Origin of the sequence: Kosakonia sp. HypNH10, from assembly GCF_029850615.1 — a bacterium.
Lineage (GTDB): Bacteria > Pseudomonadota > Gammaproteobacteria > Enterobacterales > Enterobacteriaceae > Kosakonia > Kosakonia cowanii.
Map to the genome: position 1 here is coordinate 467,951 of NZ_JAOTIU010000002.1, position 17,412 is coordinate 485,362.

At 57.8% G+C, this 17,412-nt stretch carries 16 protein-coding genes; 10 read left to right on the forward strand and 6 right to left on the reverse strand.

Annotated features, from left to right (window positions below):
- Positions 1–56: 56 nt before the first annotated feature.
- On the forward strand, positions 57–644 hold the full coding sequence (locus N7V53_RS08405) for a Yip1 family protein (RefSeq protein WP_023479716.1): 588 nt from the start codon (positions 57–59) through the stop codon (positions 642–644).
- A gap of 172 nt (positions 645–816) precedes the next feature.
- A complete protein-coding gene (gene pbpG, locus N7V53_RS08410) occupies positions 817–1,767 on the forward strand; it encodes a D-alanyl-D-alanine endopeptidase (protein ID WP_279793037.1) in 951 nt (316 codons plus the stop codon).
- Here pbpG and N7V53_RS08415 read toward each other — a convergent pair whose 3' ends face one another.
- Together N7V53_RS08415 and dld are read right to left on the reverse strand one after the other, a co-directional pair.
- A complete protein-coding gene (locus N7V53_RS08415) occupies positions 1,768–2,322 on the reverse strand; it encodes a GNAT family N-acetyltransferase (protein WP_279793038.1) in 555 nt (184 codons plus the stop codon).
- A gap of 99 nt (positions 2,323–2,421) precedes the next feature.
- Entirely contained in the window at positions 2,422–4,158 is a 1,737-nt protein-coding gene (dld, locus tag N7V53_RS08420) for a D-lactate dehydrogenase (protein WP_279793039.1), read from the reverse strand.
- A gap of 243 nt (positions 4,159–4,401) precedes the next feature.
- On the opposite strand from dld, the gene bglX reads away from it, so the two are divergent.
- The 5 genes from bglX to N7V53_RS08445 all read left to right on the forward strand — a co-directional run bounded on the left by bglX (position 4,402) and on the right by N7V53_RS08445 (position 10,579).
- Positions 4,402–6,699: a beta-glucosidase BglX gene (gene bglX, locus N7V53_RS08425; RefSeq protein ID WP_279793040.1), complete on the forward strand. Its 2,298-nt coding sequence runs from the start codon at positions 4,402–4,404 to the stop codon at positions 6,697–6,699.
- 140 nt (positions 6,700–6,839) lie between these two features.
- Positions 6,840–7,757, forward strand: coding sequence for an ABC transporter substrate-binding protein (locus N7V53_RS08430; RefSeq protein WP_124967825.1), 918 nt, complete (start codon positions 6,840–6,842; stop codon positions 7,755–7,757).
- Positions 7,758–7,763: 6 nt separating this feature from the next.
- Positions 7,764–8,918 carry an ABC transporter permease gene (locus N7V53_RS08435; RefSeq protein ID WP_279793041.1) on the forward strand — a complete coding sequence of 385 codons (1,155 nt, stop codon included), beginning with the start codon at positions 7,764–7,766 and terminating at the stop codon, positions 8,916–8,918.
- Entirely contained in the window at positions 8,911–9,858 is a 948-nt protein-coding gene (locus tag N7V53_RS08440; RefSeq protein WP_279793042.1) for an ABC transporter ATP-binding protein, read from the forward strand. The genes N7V53_RS08435 and N7V53_RS08440 overlap by 8 nt, the downstream gene beginning before the upstream one ends.
- Complete coding sequence (locus tag N7V53_RS08445) at positions 9,842–10,579, forward strand: ABC transporter permease (RefSeq protein WP_279793043.1); 738 nt, start codon at positions 9,842–9,844, stop codon at positions 10,577–10,579. Before N7V53_RS08440 ends, N7V53_RS08445 begins: the two co-directional genes overlap by 17 nt.
- Here N7V53_RS08445 and N7V53_RS08450 read toward each other — a convergent pair.
- Together N7V53_RS08450 and N7V53_RS08455 are read right to left on the reverse strand one after the other, a co-directional pair.
- A complete protein-coding gene (locus N7V53_RS08450) occupies positions 10,554–10,667 on the reverse strand; it encodes a protein YohO (RefSeq protein WP_023479821.1) in 114 nt (37 codons plus the stop codon). The two genes, N7V53_RS08445 and N7V53_RS08450, sit on opposite strands and share 26 nt — an antisense overlap.
- 60 nt (positions 10,668–10,727) lie before the next feature.
- Complete coding sequence (locus tag N7V53_RS08455; RefSeq protein ID WP_279793044.1) at positions 10,728–11,462, reverse strand: MerR family transcriptional regulator; 735 nt, start codon at positions 11,460–11,462, stop codon at positions 10,728–10,730.
- A gap of 219 nt (positions 11,463–11,681) precedes the next feature.
- On the opposite strand from N7V53_RS08455, the gene N7V53_RS08460 reads away from it, so the two are divergent.
- Genes N7V53_RS08460 through N7V53_RS08470 form a run of 3 tightly spaced genes read left to right on the forward strand, consistent with a single transcriptional unit; the run spans position 11,682 to position 14,606 of the window.
- A complete protein-coding gene (locus N7V53_RS08460; protein WP_279793046.1) occupies positions 11,682–13,370 on the forward strand; it encodes a sensor histidine kinase in 1,689 nt (562 codons plus the stop codon).
- A complete protein-coding gene (gene btsR / locus N7V53_RS08465) occupies positions 13,364–14,083 on the forward strand; it encodes a two-component system response regulator BtsR (RefSeq protein ID WP_023479755.1) in 720 nt (239 codons plus the stop codon). Before N7V53_RS08460 ends, btsR begins: the two co-directional genes overlap by 7 nt.
- A 52-nt stretch (positions 14,084–14,135) precedes the next feature.
- Positions 14,136–14,606, forward strand: coding sequence for a DUF1456 family protein (locus tag N7V53_RS08470; protein WP_023479843.1), 471 nt, complete (start codon positions 14,136–14,138; stop codon positions 14,604–14,606).
- Between the two features lie 93 nt (positions 14,607–14,699).
- Here the strand turns inward: N7V53_RS08470 and N7V53_RS08475 are convergent, their stop codons facing one another.
- On the reverse strand, positions 14,700–15,155 hold the full coding sequence (locus tag N7V53_RS08475) for a YehR family lipoprotein (protein WP_023479721.1): 456 nt from the start codon (positions 15,153–15,155) through the stop codon (positions 14,700–14,702).
- Between the two features lie 90 nt (positions 15,156–15,245).
- Positions 15,246–17,276 (reverse strand): methionine--tRNA ligase, encoded by a 2,031-nt coding sequence (metG, locus tag N7V53_RS08480; protein ID WP_279793183.1) that lies wholly within the window; start codon positions 17,274–17,276, stop codon positions 15,246–15,248.
- Positions 17,277–17,412 lie beyond the last annotated feature (136 nt).

The following is a 17,412-nucleotide window of genomic DNA, read 5'->3' on the forward strand; positions in this document are numbered from 1 at the left end:
CATAAAAGTGACGTATACTTACAGCTCGATGTTCGGGCTTTCAGTGAGGGGGCGTTATGAACCATGTCTGGGGACTCCTGTCCCATCCCGATCGTGAAATGCAGGTGATCAAACGCGAAAACGAGACCGTTTCGCACCACTACACCCACCATGTGCTCATCATGGCGGCCATTCCCGTAATCTGTGCATTTATTGGTACCACGCAGTTTGGCTGGAGCTTCGGCGAGAATGTCGTCGTGCCTCTGTCCTTATCTACCGGTTTTTACCTGGCAATTCTCTTTTATGGCCTGATGCTGGCGGGCGTCGCAGTGATGGGGCGTGTCATCTGGTGGATGGCGCGTAACTATCCGCAGCGTCCGTCGCTGGCGCGCTGCATGGTGTTTGCCGGTTATATCGCAACTCCGCTGTTTCTCAGCGGCATTGTTGCGCTCTATCCGCTAGTGTGGCTCTGCGCGCTGGTCGGCACCGTTGCGCTCTTTTACACCGGTTATCTGCTCTATGTTGGCATCCCGACCTTCCTTAATATCAACAAGGAAGAGGGGCTCAACTTCTCCAGTTCGACGCTTGCCATCGGCGTGCTGCTGCTGGAGATCCTGCTGGCGCTGACGGTGATCCTCTGGGGTTACGGCTACCGCCTGTTTTAACTCTCCCGGCGTTGCTGGCATACCATGCTGGCAACGCAATTTCTCGCAACGATTCTTCTCTGGCGGCAACCCTGCGCGGCGGCTATTATGCCAGAGCCAGCCCTGTTATAACTCTCATGAACAGAAGCGGTGTGCGTTATAGCGCGCGTGAATAATTTTCAGAAGCCTCACCATGCAGAAATTTCGAGTCTCTCTTTTAAGCCTGGCGCTTGCACTGAGTGCGCCCTTCGCGCCGATGGCGCAGGCAAAAACAGCCGTCGCGGTTGCCGCAGCCCAGCCGGAAATCGCCTCCGGCAGCGCGATGATTGTCGATCTGCAAACCAATAAGGTGATCTACTCAAGCCACCCCGATCTGGTGCGCCCGATTGCGTCTATTACCAAGTTGATGACCGCGATGGTGGTGCTGGATGCGCGCCTGCCGCTGGATGAAAAATTAAAAGTCGATATCAGCCAGACGCCAGAGATGAAAGGGATCTACTCCCGCGTGCGGCTGAACAGTGAGATCAGCCGTAAAGATATGCTGCTGCTGGCGCTGATGTCGTCGGAAAACCGCGCGGCCGCAAGCCTCGCGCACCACTATCCCGGCGGCTATAAAGCCTTTATCGCCGCGATGAACGCCAAAGCCCGCGCGCTGGGCATGACCCATACGCGCTACGTCGAGCCGACCGGCTTGTCGATCGAGAACGTCTCCACCGCCCGTGATTTAAGCAAGCTGCTGATCGCCACCAAACAGTACCCGCTGATTGGCCAGCTGAGCACCACGCGCGAAGAGATGGCGACCTTTGCCAATCCGGCCTATACGCTGCCGTTTCGCAACACCAACCATCTGGTCTACCGCGATAACTGGAATATTCAGCTGACGAAAACCGGCTTTACCAACGCTGCGGGCCACTGCCTGGTAATGCGCACGCTGATTGGCAACAAACCGGTGGCGCTGGTGGTGATGGATGCCTTTGGCAAATATACCCACTTTGCCGATGCCAGCCGCCTGCGTACCTGGATTGAGACCGGCAAAGTCCAGCCGGTGCCCGCTGCCGCGTTAAGCTATAAGCGCCAGAAAGCGGCGCAGATGGCACAAACGCCGCCAGGCTCGGCGGGCGAACTGACCGCGCAGAACGATTAATTACTCCGGCAGCGTCCAGTCACCGTCGTTGAGTGGACGCTGCATAATCAACGTATCCCGCCAGTCTCCCTGCTTATAGCCGACGCTGCGTAGCTGTCCGGCCACTTCGAAACCATGTTTTTTATGCACCCTTAGGGAACCGGCATTGTTATGCCCATCGCCAATCACGGCGATCAGCTGCCGCCACGGCCCCTCTTCACAGCGGGCAATCAGCGCGCCAAGCAGCGCAGAGCCGATGCCGCGCCCGGTCATACTGGCATCGACATAAATGGACTCTTCAAGGGTGTAGCGATAAGCCGGACGCGGGCGATAAAAACCGGCGTAGCAGTAACCGACAATCACGCCGTGAAAGAGCGCCACCAGCCACGGTAAACCGTCGGCAGCGAGCTTGCTCATCCGGCTGCGCATCTCATCGATAGTGGGAGGCACTTCTTCAAACGAGGCGCGGCCATTGAGCACGTGCCAGGCGTAGAGGGAGGCAATGGCGTGTACATCGTCAGGGCGGGCGTCGCGCACCTCGACCGCAGGACCAGAGAGAATATCAACAGCTGACATCGGGCGCGCTCCTTTCAACGCAACGCGCCAGAGAGAGAATTCTCTGGCGCTGTCGCTACTCTATTACGAAAGGCGCACGCAGCACAAAACGGCGCGGGGCTACTTTATCGCCGGATCGGCGGGATGCTCTGCCTGAGCGCTCTCCTGCCAGAATTTGCGCTTACTCGTCTTGCCAATACCGGGGTTCATGCTGTTAGTCGGATCATTTTCCCGATAAAAACGTTTGAGCGTCTCCGGAGCCTCATAGAGATGACCGACGTTATGCTCGGCGGGATATTGCGCGCCGCGCTGCGCCAGCAGTGCCAGCATCTGCTCCTTCAGGGCGTGCACATCAACGCCTTTTTTAACGATGTAATCCTGATGGAAAACGTGGCACATAAAGTGGCCGTAATAGAGCTTGTGCACCAGCTGGCTGTCAATCTCTGGCGGCAGGTGCTCAAACCACTCGGTATCGTTACGGCGCAGGGCAATGTCGAGCGCCAGAATATCCTCCACCTCGTCGGCATGCACCGCCTGATAGCGGATCGCGGCCCCGGCGGCAGCGAAACGGTGCAGAAACGCTTTGCTCCCTTCCTCCGGCGTACAGACAAAGAAGTCACCTTCGGCGTCAGCGAAAAAGGCTTTCAGCCAGTTTTGCGCTTCATCAATACCGCCGCCGGACATCTTCAGCAGCAGATGGTGCTCATACTTGTCGCGCCACTCCTTCATGCGCGAGGGGAGGTGCGAGGGGAAGAGACCACTGATTTTTTGCAATGAACGATCGATAAAGTGCGGTTTAAACACCGTCGCTTTATCGAGCAGCGCGTCGGTGCGCCCCTTGATATTGAAAAAGAGCGGCATCTTGTCGGTGCCGAGCTTGTCGATCATCAGGAAGGTGTCTTTGCCGTAGCGCTCGGCGATATCGTAAATATCGCGGTGCATATACTCCCCGGCCACCGGCAGATGGTCGAAATTGGCCAGAATATGGCGGCGGATCTCCGTTAACACCGCAGTCTGGTTGGTGCCGATATAGAACACCTGCTGGCGCGCTTCTGCCGGGAAGGTGTCGAGACGCACGGCAAATACCGCCAGCTTGCCCGCGCAGCCGGAGGATTCAAACAGGCGGTCGGGGTCGGCGTTATAACGCGCCGGGGTTTCGGCTTCCACGTCGCGCACGCGGTTGATGTAATCATGATCGTGGCCGTGGCGCTGGTCGTGAAGCACATCACCGGGTTGAATACGATCGTCATCCAGCTTGCCAAGGATCTGTTCCGGCGTTTCGCCAAGCTTAATGCCCAGATGATTGACCAGTTGCAGGCGGCCCTGATCGTCAATGCGCGCAAACAGCGACATCTCGGTGTAGGCTGGCCCACGCTGCACCAGCGATCCGCCGGAGTTATTGCAGATCCCGCCAATCACCGACGCACCGATACAGGAGGAGCCAATCACCGAGTGCGGCTCGCGTCCCAGCGGTTTCAGGGCTTTTTCCAGCGAGTAGAGCGTGGTGCCCGGGTAGGCCAGCACCTGTTCGCCATTATCCAGCAGGTGCAGTTTGTCGAGGCGCAGGGTGCTAATAATGACGATATCGCGGTCATAATCATTGCCGTTCGGCGTCGAGCCTTCCGTCAGGCCGGTATTCGCCGCCTGCATGAGAATAATTTTGTCGGCAATCACGCAGGCGTTGAGAACGCGCCATAATTCAACCAGCGTGCCGGGAAAGACCACCGCCAGCGCATCGCCCTGGCCGGAGCGGAAACCTTTACGGTAGCGGGCGGTTTTGGCCGGATCGGTCAGCAGGTGAGAAGCACCCACTAATCGTTTGAGTTCGTTAATGAAAGTGTTATTTGACTGGGTCACGATCCACTCCTTGTGGCGAAGCATGAATAGAAAGGATGCTCTGCTTCACGCCGGTTGCAGGCTGCGTGAATGATATTGTGAATATTTCGTTACTAATGTTAGCTCCAGAGGATGCCCGAAGGGGAGCGAATTAACATAAAAATCAGAGCCTGGCGCTGCAAGACGTGCCAGGATTATGGCACACTGCGTTTTTCCGCGGCCCGTTACCGCGGTTTTTGCTGAAAATACAAGAGAGTAAACGACATGAAATGGCTATGTTCTGTAGGTGTCGCTGTGAGCCTTGCGCTGCAACCCGCGCTGGCCGAAGAGATGATTGCTAACCATCCTTTGACGCCGCAAGCCAGGGACGCCTTTGTCACTGACCTGCTTAAAAAGATGACCGTGGATGAGAAAATAGGCCAGCTGCGCCTGATAAGCGTCGGGCCGGATAACCCGAAAGAGGCGATCCGCGAGATGATTAAAGCCAGCCAGGTCGGGGCTATTTTCAACACCGTCACCCGCCAGGACATTCGTGCCATGCAGGACCAGGCGATGCAACTCAGCCGCCTGAAAATTCCTCTCTTCTTTGCCTACGATGTGGTGCACGGTCAGCGCACCGTTTTCCCTATCAGCCTTGGCCTCGCCTCCAGCTTTAACCTCGACGCGGTGAAAACCGTCGGGCGCGTCTCCGCTTATGAAGCCGCCGATGATGGCCTGAATATGACCTGGGCGCCGATGGTCGACGTCTCGCGCGATCCGCGCTGGGGCCGCGGCTCGGAAGGCTTCGGGGAAGATACTTTCCTGACCTCTGAAATGGGTCGCACCATGGTGGAAGCGATGCAGGGCAAAAGCCCGGCGGATCGCTACTCGGTGATGACCAGCGTCAAACACTTCGCCGCTTATGGCGCAGTCGAGGGCGGTAAAGAGTACAACACCGTCGACATGAGCCCGCAGCGGCTGTTCAACGACTATATGCCGCCCTACAAAGCGGCACTCGACGCTGGCAGCGGCGGGGTGATGGTCGCGCTTAACTCTTTGAACGGCACACCGGCTTCCTCCGATTCGTGGCTGCTTAAAGATCTGCTGCGCGATGAGTGGGGCTTTAAAGGCATCACTATTTCCGATCACGGCGCGATTAAGGAGCTGATCAAACACGGCACCGCCGCCGATCCGGAAGATGCCGTGCGCGTGGCGCTGAAGTCCGGCATCAACATGAGTATGAGCGACGAGTACTACAGCAAATATCTGCCGGGGCTGATCAAATCCGGCAAGGTGACGATGGCGGAGCTGGATGACGCCACGCGCCATGTGCTGAACGTCAAATATGATATGGGGCTGTTTAACGATCCCTACAGCCACTTAGGGCCGAAAGAGAGCGACCCGCAGGACACCAACGCCGAAAGCCGTCTGCACCGTAAAGAGGCGCGGGAAGTGGCGCGCGAAAGTATGGTGCTGCTGAAAAACCGTCTGGAAACGCTGCCGCTGAAAAAATCGGGCACCGTGGCGGTGATTGGGCCGCTGGCGGACAGCAAGCGCGACTCGATGGGCAGCTGGTCTGCCGCCGGGGTTGCCGATCAGTCGGTCACCGTGCTGATCGGCATTCGCGACGCGCTGAAGGATAAAGGCCAGGTGATCTACGCCAAAGGGGCGAATATCACCAACGATAAAGGCATTGTCGATTTCCTTAACCTCTACGAACCGGCGGTGGTGGTTGATCCGCGTTCCCCGCAGGCAATGATCGACGAAGCGGTGGCCGCGGCGAAGAAATCTGACGTCGTGGTAGCGGTAGTCGGTGAAGCGCAGGGGATGGCGCACGAAGCCTCCAGCCGCACCGATATCACCATTCCGCAGAGCCAGCGCGATCTGATTACCGCCCTGAAAGCGACCGGTAAACCGCTGGTGCTGGTGCTGATGAACGGGCGTCCGCTGGCGCTGGTGAAAGAGGATCAGCAGGCTGACGCTATCCTCGAAACCTGGTTTGCCGGTACCGAAGGCGGCAACGCCATCGCCGATGTGCTGTTTGGCGACTACAACCCTTCAGGCAAGCTGCCGATGTCCTTCCCGCGCTCGGTGGGGCAGATCCCGGTCTACTACAGCCACCTGAATACCGGTCGCCCTTATAACGCCGATAACCCGAACAAATACACCTCCCGCTACTTTGATGAAGCCAACGGCCCGCTCTATCCCTTTGGCTATGGTCTGAGTTACACCACCTTCAAAGTATCGGATGTGAAGATGTCTGCGCCAACGCTGACCCGCGGCGGCAGCGTGGATGCAAGCGTAGAGGTGACCAACACCGGCAAGCGCGAAGGGGCGACGGTGATCCAGATGTATGTGCAGGATGTTACGGCGTCGATGAGCCGCCCGGTGAAACAGCTGCGCGGCTTTAAGAAGGTCAACCTGAAACCGGGTGAGACGCAGACCGTCAGCTTCCCGATCGATGTCGACGCGCTTAAGTTCTGGAACCAGCGCATGAAGTACGACGCCGAGCCGGGCAAGTTCAACGTCTTTATCGGCGTCGACTCCGCCCGCGTCAACCAGGGCGAATTTGAATTAAAGTAACCACACATCAGGCCGGGCAACCGGCCTTTTTTATTACCCGCTTTACCGTTTCGCACCGCTTCACCTTCGCGTCGCTATTTTTCAGCTACGCTTTTTTCTCAAGCTGCTGATAAAGGCAGTAAAAAAATGAGGGATAAATTATGACACTCAGCCGAAAACTTGCCTGCTCAGTGGCGCTAATTGCCGCCGTAAGCTTACCGTTGCAGGCCGCAGAACCGATCAAAGTGGGATCGAAAATCGACACCGAAGGGGCGCTGCTGGGCAATATCATTTTGCAGGTGCTGGAGAGCCACGGTGTAAAAACCGTCAATAAAGTGCAACTCGGCACTACGCCGGTGGTGCGCGGTGCCATCACCTCTGGCGAGCTGGATATCTACCCGGAGTACACCGGCAACGGTGCGTTCTTCTTTAAAGAGGAGAACGATCCGGCGTGGAAAAACGCGCAGCAGGGCTACGAGAAGGTGAAAAAACTCGATGCGGAGAAGAACAAGCTTATCTGGCTGACGCCTGCTCCGGCTAATAACACCTGGACCATCGCCGTGCGTCAGGATCTGGCGCAGAAGAACAAACTCACCTCCCTCGACGATCTCAGCCGTTACCTGAAAAACGGTGGCGAGTTCAAACTGGCCGCTTCGGCGGAGTTTATTGAGCGCGCCGATGCGCTGCCTGCCTTTGAAAAAGCCTACGGCTTCGATCTGAAGCAGGATCAGCTGCTGTCGCTGGCCGGTGGTGACACGGCGGTGACCATCAAAGCGGCGGCGCAGCAAACTTCCGGCGTTAACGCTGCGATGGCTTACGGCACCGACGGCCCGGTGGCGGCGCTCGGCTTACAGACGTTGAGCGATCCGAAAGGCGTACAGCCGATCTACGCCCCGACGCCGGTGGTGCGTGAAGCGGTGCTGAAAGCCTACCCGGAGCTGGATAGCTGGCTGAAGCCGGTCTTTGCCAGCCTCGATGAGAAGACCCTGCAAAAGCTGAATGCCAGCATTGCGGTGGAAGGGCTGGATGCGAAGAAAGTCGCGGCGGACTACCTGAAAGAAAAAGGCCTGGTGAAATAAGGCGTGATGGAGGGATCGAAACGCTGCCACAACCGCGTGCTGTTGCTGCTGGTTGTGCTGGGAGGGCTGGCGGCATGGCTGCCGTTTATCAACTATGCGCCCAACCGGCTGGTTTCCGGCGAAGGGCGCGCGCTGTGGCAGCTGTTTAGCGGCCTGTGGCTGCTTGCGCCCGCGCTTCTGCTGATCCTCTGCTTTATACCGGGGCGCAGTGCGCAGGCGGCAACGCTGGTTCTGGCTGAACTCCTCTTCTGCCTGCTGGTGTGGAGCGCAGGCCGCGCGGCAACTGATCTGGCGCAGAGCGGCAGCGCGCTGGCGCGCACCTCGCCGGGCAGCGGCTTATGGTTATGGCTGGCGCTGAGCCTGCTTGCCTGTAGCGACGCCATTCGCCGTCTTGTTGCTCACCCGGTGTGGCGCTGGCTGCTGCATATGCAGATTTGGCTGCTGCCGCTCTGGCTGCTGCTCAGCGGCGAGCTGGATAACCTCTCGCTGCTGCATGAGTACCGCAACCGCCAGGAGGTCTTCAATGACGCGCTGGCGCAGCACTTAACCTTGCTGTTCGGCACGCTGCTCCCGGCGTTAGCCATCGGTTTCGCGCTCGGGCTGTGGTGCTATCGCCACCCGGCGCGGCAGGGGCCGGTCTTTACCGCGCTCAACATTATCCAGACTATCCCCTCCGTTGCGCTGTTTGGCCTGCTGATTGCACCGCTGGCCGGGCTGGCGCAGCACTTTCCGTTCCTCGCATCGATAGGCATTGCCGGTACCGGCATCACACCGGCGCTGATTGCGCTGATCCTCTACGCGCTGCTACCGCTAGTGCGCGGCGTGGTTGCCGGGCTGAACGAAGTCTCTGCCGATGTGCTGGAGAGCGCGCAGGCGATGGGCATGAGTGCGTCGCAGCGCTTCTGGCAGGTGCGGATTCCGCTGGCGCTGCCGCTGTTACTGCGCAGCCTGCGGGTGGTGGCGGTTCAGACGGTTGGCATGGCGGTGATCGCTGCGTTAATTGGTGCAGGGGGCTTTGGCGCGCTGGTCTTCCAGGGGCTGCTCAGCAGCGCGTTGGATTTGGTGCTGCTCGGGGTGATCCCGGTTATTGGCCTGGCGGTGGTGATTGACGCCCTGTTTGATCTTGCCCTCGCGCTGTTGAAGGTAAAACACCATGATTGAATTTCACAATGTATCCAAAACCTTTGCCGGGCAGCGGGCGGTAAACCAGCTCAATTTGCAGATGAAAACCGGCGCGTTTTCGGTGCTGATTGGTACCTCCGGCTCGGGAAAGTCGACCACCCTGAAGATGATTAACCGCCTTGTCGAACACGACGAGGGGACGATTACCTTCGCCGGGGAGGAGATCCGCAGCCTGCCGGTGCTCGAACTGCGCCGCCGCATGGGCTACGCCATTCAGTCGATTGGGCTTTTCCCTCACTGGACGGTAGCGCAGAACATCGCCACGGTTTTGCAGCTGCAAAAGTGGTCGCGCGGCAAACGCGACGCGCGGGTAGATGAACTGATGGCGCTGCTCGGGCTGGAGCCGGGGCTGCGCGATCGTTTTCCACACCAGCTTTCCGGCGGGCAGCAGCAGCGTGTTGGCGTCGCCCGCGCGCTGGCCGCCGATCCGGAAGTGCTGTTGATGGATGAACCCTTTGGCGCGCTCGACCCGGTCACCCGCAGCGCTCTACAACAGGAGATGGTGCGCATTCACCGCCTGCTCGGGCGCACGATTGTGCTGGTGACCCACGATATTGATGAAGCGCTGCAATTAGCCGATCACCTGGTACTAATGGATGGCGGCAACGTCGTGCAGCAGGGGACGCCGCTGGAGATGCTGACCGCGCCGCAGAATGAGTTTGTGCGCGAATTTTTTGGCCGCAGCGAGCTGGGCGTGCGCCTGCTCTCCCTGCGCCAGGTGAGCGACTATCTGCGTGGCGACCCGGTCAGCCACGGCGAGCCTTTGCAGGCACAGATGAGCCTGCGCGAGGCGCTCTCCGCTTTTGTCGCCCAGCGCTGCGAGGTGTTGCCGGTGCAGGATGCCAATGGGCAGCCCTGCGGCAGCCTCCATTTTCGCGATCTGTTACGCGGGGAGGCGGGGCGTGAAAATCTTGCGTGATCCGCTGCTCTGGCTGCTGGCGCTGTTTTTCGCACTGCTGATTTGGCTGCCCCACAGCGCACCGCTGTTTAGCGCACTCTTTCCGCAGCTGCCGCGCCCGGTCTATCTGCAGGAGAGTTTTATCGCCCTGACTCTTGCCCACTTCTCGCTGGTGGCGCTCTCAAGCGTTATTGCGGTGGCGATTGGCATGGGCGTCGGCATTGCCGTGACGCGACCCGGTGGGGGAGAGTTTCGCCCGCTGGCAGAAACCATCGCCGCCGTTGGGCAGACCTTTCCGCCGGTGGCGGTGCTGGCGATTGCGGTGCCGGTGATGGGCTTTGGCAAAGCGCCGGCCATTATTGCGCTGGTGCTCTACGGCGTGCTACCAATTTTACAGGGGACGCTGGCAGGCATCGCTGCGGTTCCGGCGAGCGTACAGAGCGTGGCGCAGGGGATGGGCATGAGTAACTGGCAGCGGTTGCTTAAAGTGGAGCTGCCGCTGGCCGCACCGTTGATTGTCGCCGGAGTTCGCACATCGGTGATTATCAATATCGGTACGGCAACCATTGCTTCTACGGTCGGGGCAAGCACGCTGGGAACGCCGATCATCATCGGGCTAAGCGGGTTTAATACGGCCTATATTGTGCAGGGGGCAGTGCTGGTGGCGCTGGCGGCAATCATTGTCGATCGGGGCTTTGAACGGCTGGCGCTGCGGCTCAACCGGCACCGCCGCGCACGATAAACGAATAACCAGCCAGCATTACGCCGCCGATCCCGCCGATGGCCATCAGCAGAAAGATCGCGATGACAAGAATTTTACCAGGCTTCATCTCAGGCTCCTTTTAAGTGAGGCCGGCATTATAAAGGCATTGTGAGTTGTTAATGAAACATTAAATGCCGAGAAGCCACACCTGATGCCCCGTCTCCTGCCATGCCTGCAATTGCTGCTGCTGCGCGGGGGAGGGGGATTCACCGCACCACACCAGCAGCATCTGGCCTTTGAACATCTCCGGGTGAAACTGGGTGAAAGGGTGCGCAAGAATGCCGACCTGCCACTCCTGCTGGCTGGCGATCCAGCCTTCAATCCACATCCGCGTGCTGTCCTGCACACCCCAGCCGACCACCAGCGCCGGACGGCCATGCGCCTGTTGCCGCGACGCCGATAGGCTGCCGGCAATCAGGCTAATCAGAATGCCATCCAGCAGGCTAAGCTTTGCCTGGTAAGCTGAGCGTGTGCCCTGCAAACGTGCGCGTAAGGGGTTAATCAGCTGCTGTGCCAGCGTTTTTGCCGGGTGGTCGCGCATCAGCTCGCTCAGCCACTGCTGGAGGGTGTTGCCATCTCGCTGTTGCAGCAGATGCATCGCCCGCTCCTGATGGCTCTGCCAGACGTGGTGACGCTTGTCGCTGCTGTTCGCCAGCAGCGCCTGAACTTTACTCACCTGCACGCCCGATTCAACCCAGTGCTGGATCTCTCGAATACGATCGATGTCCGCCTCGCTGAAGAGCCGGTGGCCGCCATCCGTGCGTTGCGGGGTTAACAAACCGTAGCGGCGTTGCCACGCACGCAGTGTGACGGGGTTGATATCGCATAACAGAGCGACTTCACCAATAGTGTAAAGCGCCATGATCTCTCCTTTGCTTCCCGAATGCCGGTATAACTGTAGACCTTTCTTAGGGGGGAAGACAACAACAGTAACGTTTTGTTTACTCTTTATTCATAACTGCGCATACCCAGGCACAATATGTGACTCAGAGCACGAATTTCTCTTTTTTTAACGTCTGTCGAAGAAACCGCTGCCGACTCGCTGTATGTTACGCGCTTTATCTGATGCGGTGTGGCGGGTATGTACGAGTTCAATCTGGTGTTGCTGCTGCTTCAGCAGATGTGTGTGTTTCTGGTGATCGCGTGGCTGATGAGCAAAACGCGCCTCTTTATTCCGCTGATCCAGGTCACCGTGCGCCTGCCGCACAAGCTGCTCTGTTATGTCACCTTCTCCATTTTCTGCATTCTCGGCACCTATTTCGGCCTGCATATTGAAGACTCCATCGCCAATACTCGTGCGATTGGCGCGGTGATGGGCGGCCTGCTTGGCGGCCCGCTGGTCGGCGGGCTGGTGGGGCTGACCGGCGGATTGCACCGCTACTCAATGGGCGGCATGACCGCATTGAGCTGCATGTTCTCGACCTTTATCGAAGGGCTGCTCGGCGGGCTGGTGCACAGTTTTCTCATCAAGCGCGGGCGTACCGACCGCGTGTTTAACCCCTTCACCGCAGGGGCGGTCACCTGCGTGGCGGAGCTGCTACAGATGGTGATCATCCTGCTGATTGCCCGCCCCTTCGAAAGCGCGCTGCATTTAGTGCAGAGCATCGCCGCGCCGATGATGGTGACCAATACCGTTGGCGCGGCGCTGTTTATGCGCATCCTGCTCGACAAGCGCGCCATGTTTGAGAAATACACCTCGGCTTTTTCCGCCACGGCGCTGAAAGTGGCGGCCTCCACCGAAGGGATTCTGCGCCAGGGCTTTAATGAAGAGAACAGCATGAAGGTCGCGCAGGTGCTCTATCAGGAGCTGGATATCGGCGCGGTGGCGATCACCGATCGCGAACGGCTATTAGCCTTTACCGGCGCGGGGGACGATCACCATCTGCCGGGGCGGCCTATCTCCTCCGTCTGGACGCAGCGGGCGATTGAGACCGGCGAAGTGGTCTACGCCGACGGCAATGAGGTGCCGTATCGCTGTTCGCTGCACCCGCAGTGCAAGCTCGGCTCGACGCTGGTGATCCCGCTGCGCGGTGAAAACCAGCGCGTGGTCGGCACCATCAAACTTTATGAGGCGAAAAACCGCCTCTTTAGCTCCATCAACCGCACGCTGGGGGAGGGGATTGCGCAGCTGCTCTCGGCGCAGATCCTTGCCGGGCAGTATGAGCGGCAAAAAGCGCTGCTGACCCAGTCGGAGATCAAACTCCTGCACGCGCAGGTTAACCCGCACTTCCTGTTTAACGCGCTCAACACCATTAAAGCGGTGATCCGCCGCGATAGCGATGAGGCCGGGCTGCTGGTGCAGTATCTCTCGACCTTTTTTCGTAAGAACTTGAAACGCCCCGCAGAAATCGTCACCCTTGCGGATGAGATTGAGCATGTGAATGCCTATCTGCAGATCGAAAAAGCGCGCTTTCAGGCGCGGTTGCAGGTACGGCTCGAAGTGCCGGAAGCGCTGGCGCACTTACACTTGCCCGCTTTCACGCTGCAACCCATTGTCGAAAACGCGATTAAACACGGCACGTCTCAGCTGCTGGGCGTGGGCGAGATCACTCTGCGAGCCAGCCAGCAGGCGCAGCATCTGGTGCTGGATATTGAGGATAACGCCGGGCTTTATCAGCCGAAAAACGATGCCGGTGGCTTAGGGATGAGCCTGGTGGATAAGCGGCTGCGCGCCCGTTTTGGTGACGAGTGCGGTATCAGCATCGCCTGCGAGCCGGATCTTTTTACCCGCATTACCTTGCGACTCCCTCTGGAGGAAGAGGCATGTTAAGAGTGCTGATTGTTGATGATGAACCGCTGGCGCGGGAAATGTTACGCAGTCTGCTGCAGGAAGAGCGCGATATCGAGGTGGTGGGCGAGTGCGGTAACGCCATTGAAGGGATTAGCGCGGTGCATAAACTGCGCCCCGACGTGCTGTTTCTTGATATCCAGATGCCGCGCATCAGCGGGCTGGAGATGGTCGGCATGCTCGATCCCGGTAACCGGCCCTACGTCGTGTTTCTCACCGCTTTTGATGAGTACGCGGTGCAGGCCTTTGAAGAGCACGCCTTCGACTACCTGCTTAAACCGATTGAAACGCAACGGCTGAGCAAAACGCTTAACCGCTTGCGTCAGGATCGCGGCGTGCAGGATGTATCGCTGCTGGCGGAAAATCAGCAGCCGCTGAAGTTTATCCCCTGCACCGGCCACAGCCGCATCTGGTTACTGCAGATGGAGGAGGTGGCGTTTGTCAGCAGCCGGATGAGCGGCGTCTATGTGACCAGCCACGAAGGGAAAGAGGGCTTTACCGAGCTGACGCTGCGCACGCTGGAGAGCCGCACGCCGCTGGTGCGCTGCCACCGGCAATATCTTGTTAATATGGCCTTTCTTAAGGAGATCCGCCTTGAGGATAATGGCCAGGCCGAGCTGCTGCTGCGCGACGGGCTGACGGTGCCGGTGAGTCGACGCTATCTGAAAAATTTAAAAGAGGCGTTGGGGTTGTAAATTCCTGCGCGATGCCTACACTGCGCGCTGGTTCATCATTTCGGAAAGAGACATGCTAAATAACGATATCCTGCGCAGCCTGCGTTACACCCTGCAGGTCGACAACACCGCGCTGGTGCGCATTCTGGCGCTGGCGGACACTGAAGTCACGGCTGAACAGCTGGTTCCGTGGCTGCGTAAAGAGGATGAGGAGGGGTATAAACCCTGCCCGGATATTGTGCTGTCGGCGTTTCTTAACGGGCTGATTTATGAGAAGCGCGGCAAAGATGAGAGCGCGCCGCCGCTCGCCATGGAGCGCAAGCTCAATAACAATATCGTGCTGAAAAAGCTGCGCATCGCCTTCTCGTTAAAGACCGACGATATCCTGGCGATCCTCACCGAGCAGCAGTTCCGCGTCTCAATGCCGGAAATTACCGCGATGATGCGCTCGCCGGAGCATAAGAATTTCCGCGAATGCGGCGACCAGTTTTTGCGCTACTTCCTGCGCGGGCTGGCAGCACGTGGGCAGAAGCCGAAGAGCTAACGGGCGTTTTTAGCCGATAAAAAAACCGCATACACGCGAGGTGATGCGGTTTAATTAGCCCGGCAGACAATGTGCTGCCGGGCAGTAAACGACTTATTTCACTTCTTTAAAGCCGCGCGCTTTCAGCAACTCTTCTGACTGCTTCATGCTGATTTTACCGTTAACCGTACCGGTAAATTCAGAACCCTGCAGGCTGTTCAGCTGAGCGAAGTCCACTTCGTTGTAATCGACTTCCAGCGTCTCCTGAGCATAGGTCTCTTCATACGCTACGCTCTCTTTCACGCCTTTCACGCTCTGGTATTTTTTGCTAATCGGATCCAGAACTTTCATCGCTTCTTCTTTGGTTTTCGCGCCAATAGAGGAGTATTCGATTTTGTTCTTCGCGGTCTGACGTTCTACTTCATCACCCTTGTAGTAGTAAGTCAGCGTTACTTCCGTACCGCCCGTCGCCCAGGTAAAGGTCTTGCTCTCTTCTTTATCACCACAGCCGGTCAGGCCAACAACTAAAGCGACAGAAAAGAGTGCTGCAATGATTTTGCTGAATTTCACGATAATCCCCTATTTTCCATGTGAGGTAATGTTTTGTAAGACTGCGTATAACAGTATAGAAAAAGGCGCTGAATTCAGCGCCTTATTTTTTTATTTAACTTGTTGGCCCGCTTTTGCACCGCTATCCGGGCTAAGCAGGAAGATATCGCTGCCGCCAGGACCCGCTGCCATCACCATCCCTTCGGAGATGCCAAACCGCATTTTGCGCGGCGCGAGGTTAGCCACCATCACCGTCAGGCGGCCGATCAGCGCGCTCGGATCCGGGTAAGCGGAACGAATGCCGGAGAAGACATTGCGTTTCTCACCGTCGAGATCGAGCGTCAGGCGCAGCAGCTTATCTGAGCCTTCGACAAACTCGGCGTTCTCAATCAGCGCCACGCGCATATCGACTTTGGCAAAATCGTCAAAGGTGATGGTCTCCTGAATCGGGTTATCAGCCAGCTCGCCCGTTACCGGCGCGGCTGCGGCTTTAACTTCCTCTTTCGACGCTTCAACCAGCGCTTCCACCTGTTTCATCTCGATGCGGTTATAGAGCGCTTTAAACGGATTCACTTTATGGCCGAGCAGCGGTTCGTTAATAGCATCCCACGTCAGGGTGGTGTTGAGGAACGCTTCGGTGCGCGCGGCCAGCGACGGCAGAACCGGCTTCAGCCAGGTCATCAACACGCGGAACAGGTTGATACCCATTGAGCAGATGGCCTGCAAATCGGCGTCACGCCCTTCCTGTTTCGCCACTACCCACGGCGCCTGCTCATCAACATAGCGGTTCGCCACGTCGGCCAGCGCCATGATTTCACGCACCGCTTTACCAAACTCGCGGCTCTCCCACGCGCTGCCAATTGCGGCGGCGGCGTCGGTGAAGGTTTTATACAGCGCCGGATCGGCCAGCTCTGACGCCAGCACGCCGTCAAAGCGTTTGGCGATAAAGCCCGCGTTACGCGAGGCCAGGTTCACCACTTTGTTAACGATATCGGCGTTCACGCGCTGGACGAAATCTTCCAGGTTGAGGTCGATATCATCAATGCGCGATGAAAGCTTGGCGGTGTAGTAGTAGCGCAAGCTGTCGGCATCGAAATGGTTCAGCCAGGTGCTGGCTTTAATAAAGGTGCCGCGCGATTTGGACATCTTCGCGCCGTTAACCGTTACATAACCGTGTACAAACAGGTTGGTTGGCTTGCGGAAACCGCTGCCTTCCAGCATCGCCGGCCAGAAGAGGCTGTGGAAATAGACGATATCTTTACCGATAAAGTGATAAAGCTCGGCGTCGGAATCCTTCTTCCACCAGTCGTCAAAGTTGAGATCGTCGCGTTTGTCGCACAGGTTTTTGAACGAACCCATGTAGCCAATCGGCGCATCCAGCCAGACGTAGAAATATTTGCCCGGCGCGCCCGGAATTTCAAAGCCGAAGTAGGGCGCATCGCGGGAGATATCCCACTGTTGCAGACCGGATTCGAACCACTCCTGCATTTTGTTCGCCACCTGCTCCTGCAGCGCGCCGCTGCGGGTCCACGCCTGCAACATTTCGCTAAACGACGGCAGGTCGAAGAAGAAGTGCTCGGAATCACGCATTTCCGGCGTCGCGCCGGAGACCACCGACTTCGGCTCAATCAGCTCGGTCGGGCTGTAGGTCGCGCCGCACACTTCACAGTTATCGCCATACTGATCTGGCGATTTACATTTCGGGCAGGTGCCTTTTACAAAGCGGTCCGGCAGGAACATGCCTTTTTCCGGATCGTAGAGCTGGGAGATGGTGCGGTTTTTGATAAACCCGTTCTCTTTCAGACGGGTGTAGATAAGCTCGGCCAACTCGCGGTTCTCATCGCTGTGCGTTGAGTGGTAGTTGTCGTAGCTGATGTCGAAGCCAGCAAAATCGGTCTGATGCTCCTGACTCATTTCGCCAATCATCTGCTCCGGGGTGATCCCCAGTTGCTGTGCTTTCAGCATAATCGGCGTGCCGTGGGCATCGTCCGCGCAGATGAAATTGACCTGGTGGCCGCGCATTCGCTGGTAACGGACCCAGACATCAGCCTGGATGTGCTCCAGCATATGGCCGAGGTGGATGGAGCCGTTGGCGTACGGCAGCGCGCACGTTACCAGAATTTTCTTCGCGACTTGAGTCATAGTTGGCATTACATCTTCTTGAGAAAAAGGGGTTCCGATATTACCAAACCGCATCGATCAGCGCCAAGCGATAAGGGCATTAATCCATAAATGGATAATTATTCCCTTTGGGGTAAACTTGAGCGCTACAAATGTC